Genomic DNA, 16610 nt, shown 5'->3' with positions numbered 1-16610 from the left:
ATCGGACATTTTGATTTCGTTGCAGCTTTAAAACTTCCACCTTTAAATTCCTGCGGATGATTGCCGTCTTTGCTTCTGGTTCCCTCGGCAAAAATCAGATAGTTTCTTCCTGCCTTTACTTCTTTGATAACATTAATGATTACCTGCATAGATTGTTTGACATCATCACGGTCAATCATAAACGCTTTCATGCATGCAAATACCTGCTTCAGAAATGGTACGTTTGTCAGCTCTTTTTTTGCCACTACCGAGAAAGGTACCGGACACACCTGTATGATTGCAAGTACATCAAATAATCCCTGATGATTGGGAAAGAAAATAAACCCATTTTCTTTTGGAATATTTTCCATACCATGACCGTCAATTACCAGATTACCGCCTTTCACTGCTCTGTTATCTACATATTTAAGAAGCTGATATCTCTGTTCTTCACTGTAACGTTCTGCATGCGATGCATACCAGCATAACTTAAACCATCCATATGGAACAAAAAAGAGATTTCTAAATACCATCAGTAATATTCTTTTCATTTTTTTGCCCTCGATATATTACACTCCTGCTTTTTCCGAAATTTTGTCTTCATATCCCGGATTTTTCTTGATAAATGTTTCATATGCTTTGGTATACGTCTTGTAAGCATCTGTCTTCATAAATTGGACATATGCTGTAGCCGCCTGAGTTTTCATATCATCTGTGATCTGTGATGGTGCCATGATATAATAAGTTTTATCCTGTTTACCAACCATATAAGTTTCAACACATGGATATTCCTGATCATCCTCCAGGATCAGATTGTAGGTTATGTATACATAACTGTACTTGTCATTTTCAGAAAGGATCTCACAATCCTGAACAGATACTTTCTTAGGATTATGTGCCGCAAAATATTTGAGTGTTGCTGTAATCTCTGTCTGAAGATCTGCTTCTGTATTATCTGCCTGGTTATAGCACTCCTTCACTTTCTTTTCTTTCCCGTCAGTATAGGACTGAATCAATTCCTCTGTTACTTTTTCCGGTGATTTATGACTCACTCCCCCGCATCCTGCCACACAGAGTGTCAGTAATACCAACACTCCGGCTGCAAGATATCTGTACCATTTCTTCATGGTTATTCCTCTTCCCCTCTGTTCTCATCCTGTGTCTCCTGATCTGTCGGCTGATCAGATTCTTCTGTTTCTGCACTGTCCGTAATTTCCACTGCTGCCTGCTGTGCATTTGTATCTTTTTCTTCTTTATCTCTCACTTTAGCTACACTGGCTACAGTGACACCCTCTGTAAGATTGATCAGTTTTACACCCGATGTAATTCTTCCAAGAATGGAAATATCAGCGCAGGCGATTCTGATGATAATACCTTCCGTAGTGATCAGCATTACTTCATTATCTTCATTTACAGCTCTTGCTCCGATTACATCACCGGTTTTCTCGGTAATCTTATAACATTTTACACCTTTACCGCCACGATTCTGACAGGTAAATTCGCCCATAGAAGTACGTTTACCCATACCATTTGCAGAAACTATCAGCAGACAATCTCCCTGAGAATTCAGCTGCATTGCTACCACTTCGTCTCCATCATCGATATTCATACCGCGTACGCCCATAGAAGTTCTGCCTGTACTTCTTACATCTGTTTCTTTAAAACGGATACACATACCATCTTTTGTAACAAGTATTATATCCTTCTTATCATCTGTAAGCTTAACCTCGATCAGTTCATCATCATCACGCAATGTGATAGCTGCCAGTCCGTTTTTACGCACATTCGCATATTCTTTAATCGGTGTTTTCTTTACCAGGCCATTCTTCGTAGCCATCATCAGATAATGACCATCTTCAAATTTGCGGAGCGGGATTACTGCAGTGATACATTCCCCCGGCATAAGCTGTAACAGATTAATAATCGCAGTTCCTCTTGCAGTACGTCCTGCCTCCGGAATCTCATATGCCTTCAGACGATATACCCTTCCTGTATTTGTAAAGAACATCAGATAATGATGGGTAGTTGTCATCAGAAGTTCTTCAATGTAGTCATCCTCAAGAGTCTGCATTCCCTTGATTCCTCTTCCACCTCTGTTCTGGCTTCTGAAATTATCTACTGTCATTCTCTTAATATATCCAAGTTTGGTCATTGTGATCACTGTATTCTCTCTCGGAATCAGATCCTCTGTAGAAATATCGTATACATCATATCCGATAGAAGTCTTTCTGTCGTCTCCGTATTTCTCTGCAATTGCAAGAATTTCTTCACGAATCACGCGAAGAAGAAGACTTCTGTCCGCAAGGATAGCCTCGTATTTACGGATTTTTTCCATTAAATCAGCATATTCTGCTTCCAGCTTCTCTCTTTCCAGACCTGTCAGAGCACGCAGACGCATATCTACGATTGCCTGTGCCTGAACATCTGTCAGTTCAAAGCGATCCATTAACTCCTGTTTTGCGATCTGCACATTCTGCGAAGCTCTGATAATACGGATCACCTCATCAATATTGTCCAGTGCTTTCAGCAGACCTTCTAAAATGTGAGCTCGCTCTCTTGCTTTATTCAGGTCATATTTCGTTCTTCTGGTCACTACATCTTCCTGATGAGCCAGATAATATTCCAGCATCTGTTTCAGGTTTAATACCTTCGGTTCCAGACTTCCGTTATTCGGAATAAGTGAAAGCATATTTACGCCAAAAGTATCCTGTAACTGCGTATGCTTATACAGTAAATTCAAAACTACATTTGCATTTGCATCCTTGCGCAGATCAATACAGATTCTCATTCCCTCACGACTGGAATGGTCATTCAGGTCTGTGATTCCGTCAATCTTTTTATCTCTTACAAGTTCTGCAATCTTTGAGATCAGACGCGCTTTATTTACCAGATACGGAAGCTCTGTGACAATAATTCTGGACTTTCCGTTTGGAAGAGTCTCAATATTTGTCACTGCACGTACACGAATCTTACCGCGACCTGTTCTGTATGCTTCTTCAATCCCTCTTCTTCCAAGAATCGTCGCACCAGTAGGAAAATCAGGACCTTTTACAATATCCAGAATCTCTTCCATAGTCGTTTCGCGTTGTTCTTCAATGATATTGTCTATAATCTTGACAACAGCATCCACAACCTCTCTCAGATTATGAGGAGGGATATTGGTAGCCATACCTACTGCAATACCTGAAGTTCCGTTCACCAGAAGATTCGGATAACGGGACGGCAGTACAACCGGCTCTCTCTCTGTTTCATCAAAGTTTGGCTGGAAGTCAACAGTATCTTTGTTGATATCTGCCAGCATTTCCATGGAAATCTTACTCAGACGTGCCTCAGTGTATCGCATGGCCGCTGCCCCGTCACCATCTACGGAACCAAAGTTTCCATGTCCGTCTACCAGCGGATATCTGGTAGACCATTCCTGTGCCATATTTACAAGTGCTCCATAAATAGAACTGTCACCATGTGGATGATATTTACCCATTGTATCACCGACAATACGCGCACATTTACGATGCGGTTTGTCAGGACCATTATTCAGTTCTATCATGGAATACAATACACGTCGCTGAACCGGTTTCAGACCATCTCTTACATCAGGCAGTGCTCTGGAAGCGATAACGCTCATGGCATAGTCAATATAAGAGTCCTTCATGGTCTTTTCCAGATCCACCTCGTGGACTTTGTCAAAAATATTATCTTCCATTTATCTATTCTCCCTATTATCAGATATCCAGATTCTTTACAAATCTTGCATTCTCTTCAATAAATTCACGTCTCGGCTCTACCTTGTCACCCATCAGTGTAGTAAATGTAAGGTCAATCTCAGAAGTCGCAGCCTCATCCATGGTAACCTTAAGCAGGATTCGTTTCTCAGGATCCATTGTCGTCTCCCAAAGCTGGTCTGCATCCATCTCTCCAAGACCTTTATAACGCTGGATCTTGTTATTTCCGTCACGTCCGATTTCTGTCAGAATCTGATTCAGTTCATCATCGTCGTATGCATACCATACTTTCTTGTTCTTCTCCACCTTGTATAATGGCGGCTGTGCAAGATACACATATCCCTGTTTGATAAGCTCAGGCATAAAACGATACAGGAAAGTCAGCAGAAGGGTTGCGATGTGCGCACCATCGACATCGGCATCAGTCATAATAATAATCTTATGATAACGAAGTTTACTGATATCAAAATCTTCATGAATTCCTGTTCCGAAAGCTGTGATCATAGCTTTGATCTCTGCATTTGCATAAATCTTATCCAGACGTGCTTTCTCTACATTCAGGATCTTACCTCTCAGTGGAAGGATAGCCTGTGTTACACGATTTCTGGCTGTTTTTGCAGAGCCACCGGCGGAATCTCCCTCTACAATGTAGATTTCACAGTTCTCAGGATTCTTATCTGAACAGTCTGCAAGCTTTCCAGGAAGTGACATATTATCAAGTGCTGATTTTCTTCTGGTCAGATCACGAGCCTTACGTGCAGCCTCACGTGCTCTCTGTGCAAGAACTGATTTCTCTACTGTAGTTTTCGCTACTGTTGGATTCTGCTCAAGGAAAATCTCAAGCTGCTTGCTCACCACGCTGTCAACAGCCCCTCTTGCTTCACTGTTTCCAAGCTTCTGTTTTGTCTGACCTTCAAACTGGGGATTCTCAATCTTAACACTGACGATTGCAGTCAGACCTTCGCGGATATCATCGCCACTCAAATTGGGTTCACTGTCTTTAAGCAGCTTGTTCTTTCTGGCATAATCATTGAACGTCTTTGTCAGGGCATTTCTGAAACCTACAATATGAGTACCACCCTCAGGTGTATTAATATTATTTACAAATCCATAGCAGTTCTCTGTATAAGAATCATTGTGCTGCATGGCAACCTCTACAGACACACCGTTCTGCTGTCCTTCGCAGTAAATGATTTCCGGGTAAAGCGCTTCCTTGCTTCTGTTCAGATAGCTTACAAATTCACGGATACCACCTTCATAATGGAAAACTTTCTCTCTTTCCATTCCTTCTCTGGTATCTTTAAGAGAAATCTTCAATCCCTTTGTCAGGAATGCCATCTCTCTCAAACGCTGTTTCAGAATGTCATAATCATATACTGTTTCCTCAAATATTTCTTTATCCGGAAGGAAGACAACTGTTGTTCCGGTCTTATCCGGTTGGCAGTCTCCCACAACCTTCAGAGGATACATAGTTTTACCGCGTTCATATCTCTGCTGATAAATCTTACCTTCATGATAGATCCTTACTTCAAGCCATGTGGAAAGTGCATTTACTACAGACGCACCTACTCCGTGAAGACCACCGGATACCTTGTACCCTCCGCCTCCAAATTTACCGCCGGCATGAAGAATGGTAAATACTACTTCTACAGCAGGAATCCCTGCTTTATGATTGATTCCTACCGGAATACCACGTCCGTTATCTACAACTGTGATAGAGTTGTCCGGATTAATAACTACCTGAATCTCTGTACAAAATCCTGCCAGTGCTTCATCAACCGCGTTATCTACAATCTCATAAACCAGATGATGAAGACCTCTGCCGGATGTACTTCCGATATACATACCTGGTCTCTTTCGTACGGCTTCCAAACCTTCCAGAATCTGGATTTGATCCGCTCCGTATTCTGTATTTTCTCCGCCCATTTCTTTCCTCCTGTTATATATACTTATCACCAGAATATATCTGAAAACCCCTGCGTGAAAATTATAGACAGGTTTTCAAATATATTCTGGTATCTGGACATAATAATACAAATTTATTATAGCACAAAAGCCCGTTCCTTGCCACAGCCTGAATAAAAAAGAATCCCCGAAAACGGGAATTCTTCTGTATGTTAATCTTATTCTTCGGTTTTATTGATGAGGTACTGATAGACATCTCTCTTCGTCATTCCTCTGTCATTTGCTACCATTTTCATAGCTTCTTTTCTTGAATGTCCCTGATTTTCATAGATTTCCATGTGTTCTTCTATGGTAATTTTTTCCCAGGATGCCTTCTGTTCCTCTTCCATCTCCTGTCTGCTTCTGCCTTCAATCACCAGCACACACTCTCCAAGCGGCTTCTCTGTCTGATAATAGAGGATCAGCTCCTCGATAGTCGTATGGAATGCAGTCTCATGTCTTTTCGTCAGTTCCCTGCAAAGAGTCATTCTGCGATTTCCGAGAGTTTCCTTCAATTCCTCCAGAGTTCTTACCAGTCTGTGAGGAGCCTCATAGAGAATGATAGTTCTCGTTTCATTCTTCAGTTCTTCCAGAATCAGTTTTCTTTCTTTTTTATCTGCCGGAAGAAATGCTTCAAAAGCGAATCTTCTGGTTGGAAGTCCGGACAGAGTCAGGGCAGTGATACAGGCAGCAGGTCCCGGAAGAGAAGTTACTTCAATCCCCGCTTCATAACACATTGCCGCAAGCTCCTCTCCCGGATCTGAGATCCCCGGAGTTCCCGCATCTGTGATCAGTGCAATATTCTGCCCTTCCTGCATTTTACTGATCAGAACATATGCCTTATCAATTTTGTTGTACTCATGATAACTGGTCATAGGTGTTTTTATATCAAAATGGTTCAGCAGTTTAATACTGTTTCTGGTATCCTCTGCTGCAATAAGATCCACTTCTTTCAATGTTCGAAGTACCCGGAGTGTAATATCCTCCAGATTTCCTATGGGTGTTGCACATAAATACAATTTACCACTCATAATTTGTTTCCTCTCATATTACTTTGCAAATAAAATTCTGTTAAATCATATCATAAATCTTCAGTATATTTTCTGTATAGACTCCCGGCTCTTTATATACGATCAGAGGAGGTTCCACTGTAACTCTGGAATTTCCTCCCTTTAATGCCTCGATCAGAACCATGTTTGGTTCTCTGTCTATGTATGGATATACAAGCTGCATCTTTTTCGGTTCCAGACGATACTTTGTGAGAACATTCATAATCTCAGCCAGTCTGAACGGTCTGTGGACCATATAAAATCTTCCACGTTCTTTCAGAACCTTTGATGCCTGGCTCACCACATCCTCCAGATTACAGAGTACTTCATGTCTGGCAATTGCTTTTGGCATATCCGGATTGCGAAGCCCATGCTGTCCGATCATATAAGGCGGATTACTTGTCACTACATCAAAAGAAGCTGCCCCAAAAATATCAGCAGCCTCCTTAATATCACCCCGTACGATCTCAACATCGTCCTCCAGATGATTATATCTGACACTGCGTCCGGCCATATCTGCACACTCTTTCTGAATCTCAAGACCTGTAAAGTGTTTCCCATTTGTTTTGGTTTTAAGCAGGATCGGGATAATTCCCGTTCCTGTTCCCAGATCCAGAGCAGTCTCACCCTTTTTTACTTTTGCAAAGCCGGAAAGAAGAACTGCATCCATCCCAAAACAGAATTTATCCGGATCCTGTATCACATAATATCCGTTCTGAAGATCATCTATACGTTCATTATCTTTTACCAGCTGATCAGTCATTTAATTTGGAATCTCCTTTTTTATCTTCCAGATTTCCAAGTTCTTTTAATTCTTTTTCAGAGACTTTGACTTTCTTCTTTCTCGGTCTGAATTTCAGGTCATCTACCGGAAATTCCTGAATTTCTTTCTCGTCATTGATCTCTACAATTACCTTTACACGTTGACGAAGCACGTTTACACTGTGTACAGTTCCGGTAAGCCCATCCGGAGTTGTAACTGTATCTCCCAGTCCCGGAAGCTTTTTATTCAGCTCTTCATATGTTTCCTGCTCGTTCTTCAGGCAGCACATCAGTCTTCCGCACACACCGGAAATCTTTGTCTGGTTAAGGGACAGATTCTGCTCTTTTGCCATCTTTATGGATACCGGTGCAAACTCAGACAGATATGTGTGGCAGCACAGACATCTTCCGCAGATACCGATTCCTCCCAGAATCTTTGTCTCATCCCGAACACCAATCTGACGAAGTTCGATACGCGTTTTAAAAATTGCTGCCAGATCTTTTACCAATTGGCGAAAATCAATTCTGCCGTCAGCAGTGAAATAAAACAGCACTTTATTATTATCAAATGTATACTCTGCATCTATCAGTTTCATTTCCAGACCATGTTCACGAATCTTCTTCTGACAGATTTTAAATGCCTCTCTCTCTCTGACTCTGTTCTGTGCCTCTCTCTCGTCGTCCTCCTTTGTTGCCACACGAAGAACTTCTTTGAGAGGGTGAACAACATCTTCCTCACCTACTTCTCTTGGTGCAAGTACGACTTTCCCGTATTCAATTCCCCGGGCTGTCTCCACGATCACGTGATCGCCTGTTTTAATTTCATAATCTTTAGGACTGAAATAATAAATCTTACCTACATTACGAAATCTCACGCCTACTACTTTTGTCATTCTATTTCTCCCTGATCGTCAGGAACAGCAATTCAAATGCCAGATCAAAATTAACATTTGCTTTCAGACGTACCTTTGTCTTCTGAATAGAATCCAGAATGTTCTCCAGATTCTCGTAGGAACGCTGCTTTGCCTGTTCTCTGATAAAATTAATTTCCTGTTTAAATACCAGATTGTCAATCTCCTGTGTTGCCTTAAACATCAGGACATCTCTGAACCAGAACTGGAAAATATCCAGATAATCGTTGATATTCTGTTTGTCCTCAGAAAGACTCTTAATCGCATCTGACAGTTCATAAACTTCCATGGTGTTTGCATATTTAAGAATCCTCAGTGCATTCTGAGTCATCTCTGCAAACTCCTGAGAAGTAGCTGCTTCTTTTGCCCTTCCAATACTGCCCTGTGCAAAGGATGCGTCAATCTCCGCCTGGTAATCCGGAACATGAAGATGCTCCATCAGATATTTCTTTACAAGACCGTCATCCACTACCTTCAGATCAAGACGAACACATCTTGACTGAATAGTCGGCAGCAGTCCCCCGATATTATTAGTCAGCAAAAGAATCACTGCATATTCCGGCGGCTCTTCAATTGTTTTAAGAAGAGCATTCTGTGCCTGTGGTGTCATAAGATCTGCATCTGCAATAATATAAATCTTGTAAGGACTGTAATATGGTCTGATATCTATATCATTGATCACCTGATCCCTGATCTCGTCAATTGTGATCGTTCCAGGTTTCTCATGACTGACCATAATAATGTCCGGATGATTCTTACCCATCGCCTTTTTGCAGGAGTCGCATTTCTGGCAGGGTTCTGTACCTCCGGCCTCACACTGAAGTGTTGCCGCAAAAGTCCCTGCAAGGAGCTTCTTACCAGAACCTGGTTCGCCGGTAAAAATATAAGAATGCGATATTTTTCCTGATTCTATTGCATTTTTTAAATGTCCGATAATCTCTTCATGTCCGATAATATTGTTAAATCCCATCATAAGAATCACCTCACCAGTCCGTTTTGTAAGATATTATACCATAAAAGAAGAACTATTGCACAGACTTTATATAATTTGCGATTTCTTTCACACAGTCATCAAGATTTATATTCTGAAAACGTTTCTCTATCCCTGCGTTCAGAATATTTTCCTCTGAAAAATCCGACTGATCTGCAATAAATCTTCTACACATTTCCTCATATCTTGGATTTTCCTGTTCTCTCTCTCTATTAAGAGCACGACTCAGTCTTTCTCCATCTTCTACCTGGACATAAACAGGACAGACTGCATCTTCCCCATAGTATTTACGCATCTTTTTAAATGACTCCAGAGTACCGATTCCCAGATAATCGGAATCTGCAAGGTTCACCTGACCATCATCTGCAGTGAAATAAGTCCATATCCCATAAACCGTATGATATGCTCTCTCCTCGATAAGATTTCCGTTTTTTCTGAATTCTTCCAGTTTTCCGTCATCTACAAAATAATAATTTTTTCCATCCTGCTCTCCTGCCCTGATCGGGCGGGTTGTATACAGAATAAGTGTTTTCAAATTCAATTCTTTATGTGCGGCCAGAAGTGAATAGATTCTGTCTTTTCCGGATGCACTCTTTCCCATGATGTAAAAAATCTTTCCCATATCTGTTATGTTATTCCTTTGCCGGACTGTATTCTTCCTGTCCAATTTCATTTCGGGCAGCTACGCAGATTGTTTCAGCAGATGTATCACTGAGTCCCTGTACTTCCAGCCCCTGTTCCATGTATCTTCTCACATTTCTTACAAATTGTCCAGTTATCTGCTCTCCCGGCACAATAATCGGAATTCCGGGCGGATACAGATAAGCAAACTCTGCACTGACTTTGCCAACACTTTCTTTCAGAGAATATCGCCTTTGCTGCGCATCCACTGCCTGAGAAATTGTCATAAGCTGTGTCATTCTCGCATGAGAAGTATGATACTGCGATTCCTCCGACTCATCTGTTTGCTGTATCTCTGCATCAATCTCTTCAATTGCAGTACACAGTCTCTCAAACCCCTCTTCTGTATCTCCCACTGCTGCAATTCCAAGAACATATTTCTCAGCCGCCATTTCCATTTCAATGTGATATCTGTCACGAAGTATCTGATGGAGAAGATGTCCGTTAACAGAAGTTCCGACTGTGGAGAACAACAGCTTGGATCTGTCAAAATCATAGATTCCACTGCCTTCGATCATAGAACCTTCGATCAGTTTTATTTTTTCACACTTTGAAAGACGCTGTCTGGCCTTCTCCAGATTGAAGGTAAATTCGCGAAACATTTGCTGCCCGTCTTTTCTCAGTTTATCCATACATGCATCCATACTCGCCATCAGAATATACGACGGACTGCTGGTCTGGTAAATCCCCATAAATCTCTTTATCTTTTCCACATCTGCCATATCACTGCATATATGAAGCACCGCCGTCTGAGTCATAGATGGCAGCGTTTTATGGAAACTCTGTATTACAATGTCAGCTCCCAGATCAGCAGCAGACACCGGAAAATATTTAGAATAATGAAGATGTGCACCATGTGCTTCATCCACAATAAGAGGAATCTTATGTCTGTGTACAACTTCTGCAATTGTCTTTATATCAGACACAACGCCGTCATATGTAGGCGAAGTAAGCAGAAAAGCCTGCACATCCGTATTTTCTTCCAGATATCTTTCCACACGTTCAGGAGAAATTCCTCCGTTTATCCCCAGTCTCTGATCTTCATGTGGATAAATATAGACCGGCTGAAGCTCACGTAAATACAATGCATGGTAAACAGCCTTGTGACAGTTCCTCGCGACAAGTATCTTCCCACCTTTATTTACACTTGCACTGACTGCTGCCAGAAGAGCCGCCGTACTTCCATTTACACTGAAGAAACATTTCTTTGTCCCATAAATCTGAGCTGCATATTCCTGTGCTTCTTTCAAAATTCCTTCCGCATGATGAAGATTGTCAAATCCTGAAATCTCTGTAATATCTCTCTCAAAAAGAAAATCATCTGCTGAAGATGCCCGGTTTCTCTTATGCCCCGGCATGTGAAACGGATAATAGTCAGACTGCCCATAGCTTTCTAATTTTTTATATAATCTTTCCATTTTTTTCCTTTTTATACTATTGTGCCAACAAGTTGATTTCTCGAACAATCTTGCGTTCCAAATTTCCCACTGATTATTGCCTTTTCGTGCCTGAAATATGGAACTTCCCTGATTCAGTTAAACTTTAAATCTGTATCCTACGCCCCAGATTGTTTCAATATACTGAGGTTTTGCAGTATTAAATTCAATTTTCTCCCGGATCTTCTTGATATGGACAGTGACTGTTGCAATATCTCCCACAGATTCCATATCCCAGATTTCCCGGAACAACTCTTCCTTGGTAAACACTCTGTTCGGATTCTCTGCAAGGAAGGTAAGCAGATCATATTCCTTGGAAGTAAATGTTTTCTCCTCTCCGTTTACCCATACGCGGCGTGCAGTCTTATCAATCTTGATCCCGCGGATCTCCACAATATCATTTTTGCGTACATTGGAACCGATCAGACGATTATATCTGTCCATATGTGCCTTGACTCTGGCTACCAGTTCACTTGGACTGAATGGTTTTGTCATGTAATCATCTGCCCCCAGTCCCAGACCTCTGATTTTATCTATGTCATCTTTCTTTGCAGATACCATGATGATAGGAGTATTTTTTTCCTGTCTTACCTGCCTGCAGATATCAAAGCCATCCACTTCCGGAAGCATCAGATCCAGAATAATCAGGTCAAACTCCTCATTCAGCGCACGCGTCAGTCCGGTGTCTCCTCTGTTGCAGATTTCAACTTCAAATCCGGAAAGCTCCAGATAATCCTTCTCCAGATCTGCAATTGCCTCTTCATCTTCTATAATTAAAATTCTGCTCATTTCATTGGTACCTCCTGATACTTTCTAAGTACAAAATACATGATTGTGCCGATTCCAAGCCTGCTGGTTGCCCAGACCTTTCCTCCATGATCCTCCAGGATCTTTTTCACAATGGAAAGACCGATTCCGCTTCCTCCCTTGGATGAATTTCTCGACACGTCTGTTCTGTAAAAACGATCAAAAATAGACGGCAGATCCTTTGCTGCAATTCCCTTTCCATTATCTTCAATTTCAACCTGAATAAAATCTCCCACATCCTTTATGCGAATCTGGATGATACCTTTGGGTTTATCCATATATTTGATAGCATTGCTGATAATGTTATGAATAACACGCCGAATCTGTTCTCCATCTGCGATCACCTGCACATTATCCTCAACATAATTGGCATATACCAGTTCAATTCCTCTCGTTTCCAGTTCCAGTCCTACTTCTTCTGCGCAATCACTGAAATAATCTTCTACATTCAGTTTACTGAAAGTATATGGAATTCTGTTGGTATCAATCTTTGAATAAAAAGTCAGCTCATTGATCAGATGATCCATCTCATTCGTCTTATTATAAATAGTCTTCACATAACGGTCTATTTTCTCCGGCGTATCCGCTACGCCGTCCATAATCCCCTCTACATATCCCTTTACCGCTGTGATCGGCGTCTTAAGATCATGAGAAATATTGCTGATAAGTTCTTTATTTTCTTTATCCATAAGAACTTTCTCTTCTGCTGATTCCTTCAGCCGCTTTCTCATCTCCTCAAAATCCCGGCAAAGTTCCGAAAACTCATCGTCACCATCTACTTCCAGAACAAAATCAAGATTTCCCTCTTTGATATTCTGAGTGGCTTTCTTTAATTTAACCAGCGGTGTGGCAATACTTCTGTAAATCCATAATCCAATAGATAAAGCTGTGAATACTAATATTACCGTCGCAGTAAACAGCAGATCTTTTGCAATAATCCTTACCTGTGTCTGGCTGTGGGTGGATTCCCCTACTGAAATATCATACACCACTTCCGAGGAATCCTTTGTCTGCTGTGCAAACTTTGTATGACCTAATCCGTACAAAGTTGCCGAAAATAAAAGCAGGGGAACCAGAATACTCATACCGAATCCAACTATAATCCTTGTTTTTAACTTCATCCCGATCATCCTCTATCTGTTGATTTATAAGGTTTCTATAATTTTGCCCTCTGCAAGCATTATATCATAAAGTCTGTTTTACATATCTAAATTTTCTATAAAAAGAACAGGAATCATCTGTCCTGTTCTTTCAGATAATTCCTGTTTTATCCCATTGCACTGCAATTTTTGTGATATTCTGTAATTATTCAGCATTCCACTGTCTGTGCAAGTACTGAACAGTTACGATTTTCTTATTTAAGCAAGGTATTTTTTAAGGTCATCAACTTTGTCCAGATGCTCCCATGGAAGGTCTACATCCGTACGTCCGAAATGTCCATAAGCAGCTGTCTGTCTGTAAATCGGTCTTCTCAGATCAAGCATCTTGATAATTCCCGCCGGGCGAAGGTCAAAGTTCTCACGAATGATCTCAACCAGCTTTGTATCAGAAAGTTTACCGGTTCCGAATGTTTCTACGTGGATAGATGTCGGATGAGCAACACCGATCGCATAGGAAAGCTGAATCTCACATTTATCTGCAAGACCTGCTGCAACAATATTTTTTGCAACATAACGTGCAGCATACGCTGCGGAACGGTCTACCTTTGTACAGTCTTTACCGGAGAAAGCACCGCCGCCATGACGTCCGGTTCCACCGTAAGTATCAACGATGATCTTACGTCCGGTAAGTCCGCTGTCACCATGAGGTCCGCCGATCACGAAACGTCCTGTTGGGTTGATGAAATATTTTGTGTTCTCATCTACCATATCTGCCGGAATGATCTCATCGAAAACATATTTCTTAATGTCCTCATGGATCTGCTCCTGAGTTACATCCGGATCATGCTGTGTAGAGCATACTACTGCATCGATACGGCTTGGTTTTCCGGCTTCATCATATTCTACAGTAACCTGTGTTTTTCCATCCGGTCTTAAATATTTTAATGTACCGTCTTTACGGATCTTCGTTAACTGACGTGCAAGTTTGTGTGCCATGTTGATGGCATATGGCATATACTCTTCTGTCTCATTGGAAGCATAACCAAACTGGATACCCTGGTCACCTGCTCCGATGGCATCAATTTCATCTTCACCCATTTTTGCTTCAAGAGCTTTATCTACGCCAAGAGCGATATCAGCAGACTGTTCATCGATTGCTGTGATAACTGCACATGTATCAGCATCAAATCCATATTTTCCACGTGTATATCCGATTTCACGGATAGTATCTCTTACGATTTTCTGGATATCAACATATGCATTTGTTGTAATCTCACCCATAACAAGTACAAGACCTGTAGTTGTAGCAGTTTCACATGCAACACGACTCATAGGATCTTTTTCCATAAGAGCGTCAAGAATAGCATCGGAAATAGCATCACACATTTTATCCGGATGGCCTTCAGTTACAGATTCAGAAGTAAATAAAATTTTCTCCATTGTGTTCTCCTTTTTTTATTCATTTACAATTGTTTCCCGACCGCAGAATAACCCGCAGCCATTTATGTACTGTATCAACAGATTATTTCTCTCCGCTGATACTTTTCCGTTAACAAAAAGAAACAGCCCGAAGTAATCGGACTGTCTGATTATCTCAACAATCCTCTTATTGTTCGATCACTCGCTCAGGTTGGCACCTTCCTACACAAACAGGGGTTGCCGTGGCTTCGCAGATCCTTTGTATCTCCACCACTCTGAATAAAAGGCTATTACTAATTATTAACTTGCATTAATTAAGATTGCTGCATACCATACAATATACTTAACCCTTACAAATGTCAAGTAATTTTTTGGTATTTTTTATCATCCCACCCTGAGACGGAATTTCTGGATTTCTTTCTCATTGGATACTCTCTCAATCTCAGCACCGAGAGATCTCAGCTTATCTTCAAAATTCTCGTATCCTCTCTGGATATATACGATATCATCAACAACTGTGATTCCATCTGCTGCAAGACCTGCGATCACCAGGGCTGCACCTGCACGCAGATCCGGTGCACTTACTCTCGCACCTGTAAGCTTCTTCACACCATCAATAATTGCTGAATTTCCCTCAACTTTGATGTTTGCTCCCATACGTGAAAGTTCGTCCGCATACTTGAATCTGTTCTCAAAAATACTCTCTGTTACAATACTGGTTCCCTCTGCAAGTGCCAGAGTTACAGCAATCTGTGGCTGCATATCTGTAGGATATCCGGGATATGGAAGAGTCTTTACATGAGTACGGTGAAGTCTCTTTGGTGCACGTACACGAACTGCATCATCAAATTCCTCAACCTCACATCCAATTTCTTCAAGTTTAGCCGTAGTTGCTTCCAGATGCTTCGGAATTACATTCTTAACTGTTACATCTCCGCCTGTTGCTGCCGCAGCAAACATAAATGTACCTGCCTCGATCTGATCCGGAATAATAGAATACTCTGTACGGTGGAGCTTCTCCACACCTTTAATACGGATCACATCTGTACCTGCACCTTTAATATTTGCCCCCATACTGTTCAGGAAGTTGGCAACGTCAACTACATGCGGTTCTCTTGCGGCATTTTCCAAAATAGTACGTCCCGGAGCCAATGAGGCTGCCATCATAATATTGATCGTTGCACCTACAGAGACAACGTCAAGGAAAATATGGCTTCCATGAAGTTCATCTGCTTTCGCAACAATTGCTCCATGCATGATATCTACATCTGCACCAAGCGCTCTGAATCCCTTCAGATGCTGGTCGATCGGACGGCTTCCGATGTTGCATCCACCTGGAAGCGGTACCTCTGCATGTTTATACTTACCAAGAAGTGCTCCCAGCAGATAGTAGGAAGCTCTGATCTTCTTGATATATTCATAATCAACACTTACATCTCCAATTGTAGATCCGTTAATCTTCACAGTAGATTTATCAATACGGTCTACCTGTGCTCCAATACCAGCGATCGCTTCAAGCAATACATTGATATCCCTTACATCCGGCAAATTCTCTATCAGAATCGTCTCATCAGTCATTATGGCTGCTGCAAGAATAGCAAGTGCCGCATTCTTGGCACCGGCAATCTCAACTTCACCGACTAAAGGGTTGCCTCCTTTTATAACATACTGTTCCATATCACACCTCTTATTTATTTTCACTCCATGAGCAGAATTAATGGTCACTGTTCACTCTGTTTTTCGTTTTCTGCGAACATGTAACTTCTGTTTCAAATGCATATATGTTTATACTAAACGATCATCCTATTT

Annotated in this window: 14 protein-coding genes and 1 riboswitch (1 of these 15 cut by a window edge); all 14 genes read right to left on the bottom strand. The window is 41.4% G+C overall.

Features of this window, described 5'->3' with window-relative positions:
• Positions 1-530 carry the 5' portion of a lysophospholipid acyltransferase family protein gene (locus NQ550_RS00130; RefSeq protein ID WP_008707970.1) on the bottom strand. Its footprint begins 184 nt before the window's first position, so 530 of the gene's 714 nt are visible here — the first part of the coding sequence; the start codon lies at positions 528-530; the stop codon falls past the left edge of the window.
• Between the two features lie 18 nt (positions 531-548).
• Positions 549-1106, bottom strand: coding sequence for a hypothetical protein (locus tag NQ550_RS00125; protein ID WP_025578488.1), 558 nt, complete (start codon positions 1104-1106; stop codon positions 549-551).
• A 2-nt stretch (positions 1107-1108) separates the two neighbouring features.
• Entirely contained in the window at positions 1109-3682 is a 2574-nt protein-coding gene (gyrA, locus tag NQ550_RS00120; protein WP_022380443.1) for a DNA gyrase subunit A, read from the bottom strand.
• 19 nt (positions 3683-3701) lie between these two features.
• Positions 3702-5627 carry a DNA topoisomerase (ATP-hydrolyzing) subunit B gene (gene gyrB, locus NQ550_RS00115; protein WP_008707973.1) on the bottom strand — a complete coding sequence of 642 codons (1926 nt, stop codon included), beginning with the start codon at positions 5625-5627 and terminating at the stop codon, positions 3702-3704.
• A gap of 197 nt (positions 5628-5824) precedes the next feature.
• Positions 5825-6676, bottom strand: a complete 852-nt coding sequence (rsmI, locus tag NQ550_RS00110; protein WP_008707974.1) for a 16S rRNA (cytidine(1402)-2'-O)-methyltransferase — start codon at positions 6674-6676, stop codon at positions 5825-5827.
• A 40-nt stretch (positions 6677-6716) separates the two neighbouring features.
• Positions 6717-7457, bottom strand: a complete 741-nt coding sequence (locus tag NQ550_RS00105; RefSeq protein WP_025578485.1) for a tRNA1(Val) (adenine(37)-N6)-methyltransferase — start codon at positions 7455-7457, stop codon at positions 6717-6719.
• Entirely contained in the window at positions 7450-8349 is a 900-nt protein-coding gene (locus NQ550_RS00100) for a PSP1 domain-containing protein (protein ID WP_025578483.1), read from the bottom strand. Before NQ550_RS00100 ends, NQ550_RS00105 begins: the two co-directional genes overlap by 8 nt.
• 1 nt (position 8350) lies before the next feature.
• The gene (holB, locus tag NQ550_RS00095) at positions 8351-9340 is read right to left on the bottom strand and encodes a DNA polymerase III subunit delta' (RefSeq protein ID WP_025578482.1); all 990 of its coding nucleotides are present in this window, start codon (positions 9338-9340) and stop codon (positions 8351-8353) included.
• A 52-nt stretch (positions 9341-9392) separates the two neighbouring features.
• Entirely contained in the window at positions 9393-9980 is a 588-nt protein-coding gene (locus NQ550_RS00090) for a nucleoside/nucleotide kinase family protein (protein ID WP_008707981.1), read from the bottom strand.
• Positions 9981-9990: 10 nt separating this feature from the next.
• On the bottom strand, positions 9991-11457 hold the full coding sequence (locus NQ550_RS00085; protein ID WP_025578480.1) for an aminotransferase class I/II-fold pyridoxal phosphate-dependent enzyme: 1467 nt from the start codon (positions 11455-11457) through the stop codon (positions 9991-9993).
• Between the two features lie 117 nt (positions 11458-11574).
• Positions 11575-12264: a response regulator transcription factor gene (locus NQ550_RS00080; RefSeq protein ID WP_020993338.1), complete on the bottom strand. Its 690-nt coding sequence runs from the start codon at positions 12262-12264 to the stop codon at positions 11575-11577.
• The gene (locus NQ550_RS00075) at positions 12261-13403 is read right to left on the bottom strand and encodes a sensor histidine kinase (RefSeq protein WP_020993339.1); all 1143 of its coding nucleotides are present in this window, start codon (positions 13401-13403) and stop codon (positions 12261-12263) included. The genes NQ550_RS00080 and NQ550_RS00075 overlap by 4 nt, the downstream gene beginning before the upstream one ends.
• Before the next feature lie 237 nt (positions 13404-13640).
• On the bottom strand, positions 13641-14822 hold the full coding sequence (gene metK, locus NQ550_RS00070; RefSeq protein WP_008707987.1) for a methionine adenosyltransferase: 1182 nt from the start codon (positions 14820-14822) through the stop codon (positions 13641-13643).
• Between the two features lie 163 nt (positions 14823-14985).
• Positions 14986-15087: riboswitch (SAM riboswitch) on the bottom strand.
• Between the two features lie 98 nt (positions 15088-15185).
• Positions 15186-16478: a UDP-N-acetylglucosamine 1-carboxyvinyltransferase gene (locus tag NQ550_RS00065; protein WP_008707990.1), complete on the bottom strand. Its 1293-nt coding sequence runs from the start codon at positions 16476-16478 to the stop codon at positions 15186-15188.
• Positions 16479-16610 lie beyond the last annotated feature (132 nt).

This window comes from Blautia wexlerae DSM 19850, from assembly GCF_025148125.1.
GTDB classification, from domain to species: domain Bacteria; phylum Bacillota; class Clostridia; order Lachnospirales; family Lachnospiraceae; genus Blautia_A; species Blautia_A wexlerae.
This window is presented reverse-complemented; position numbering and strand designations above follow the sequence as displayed.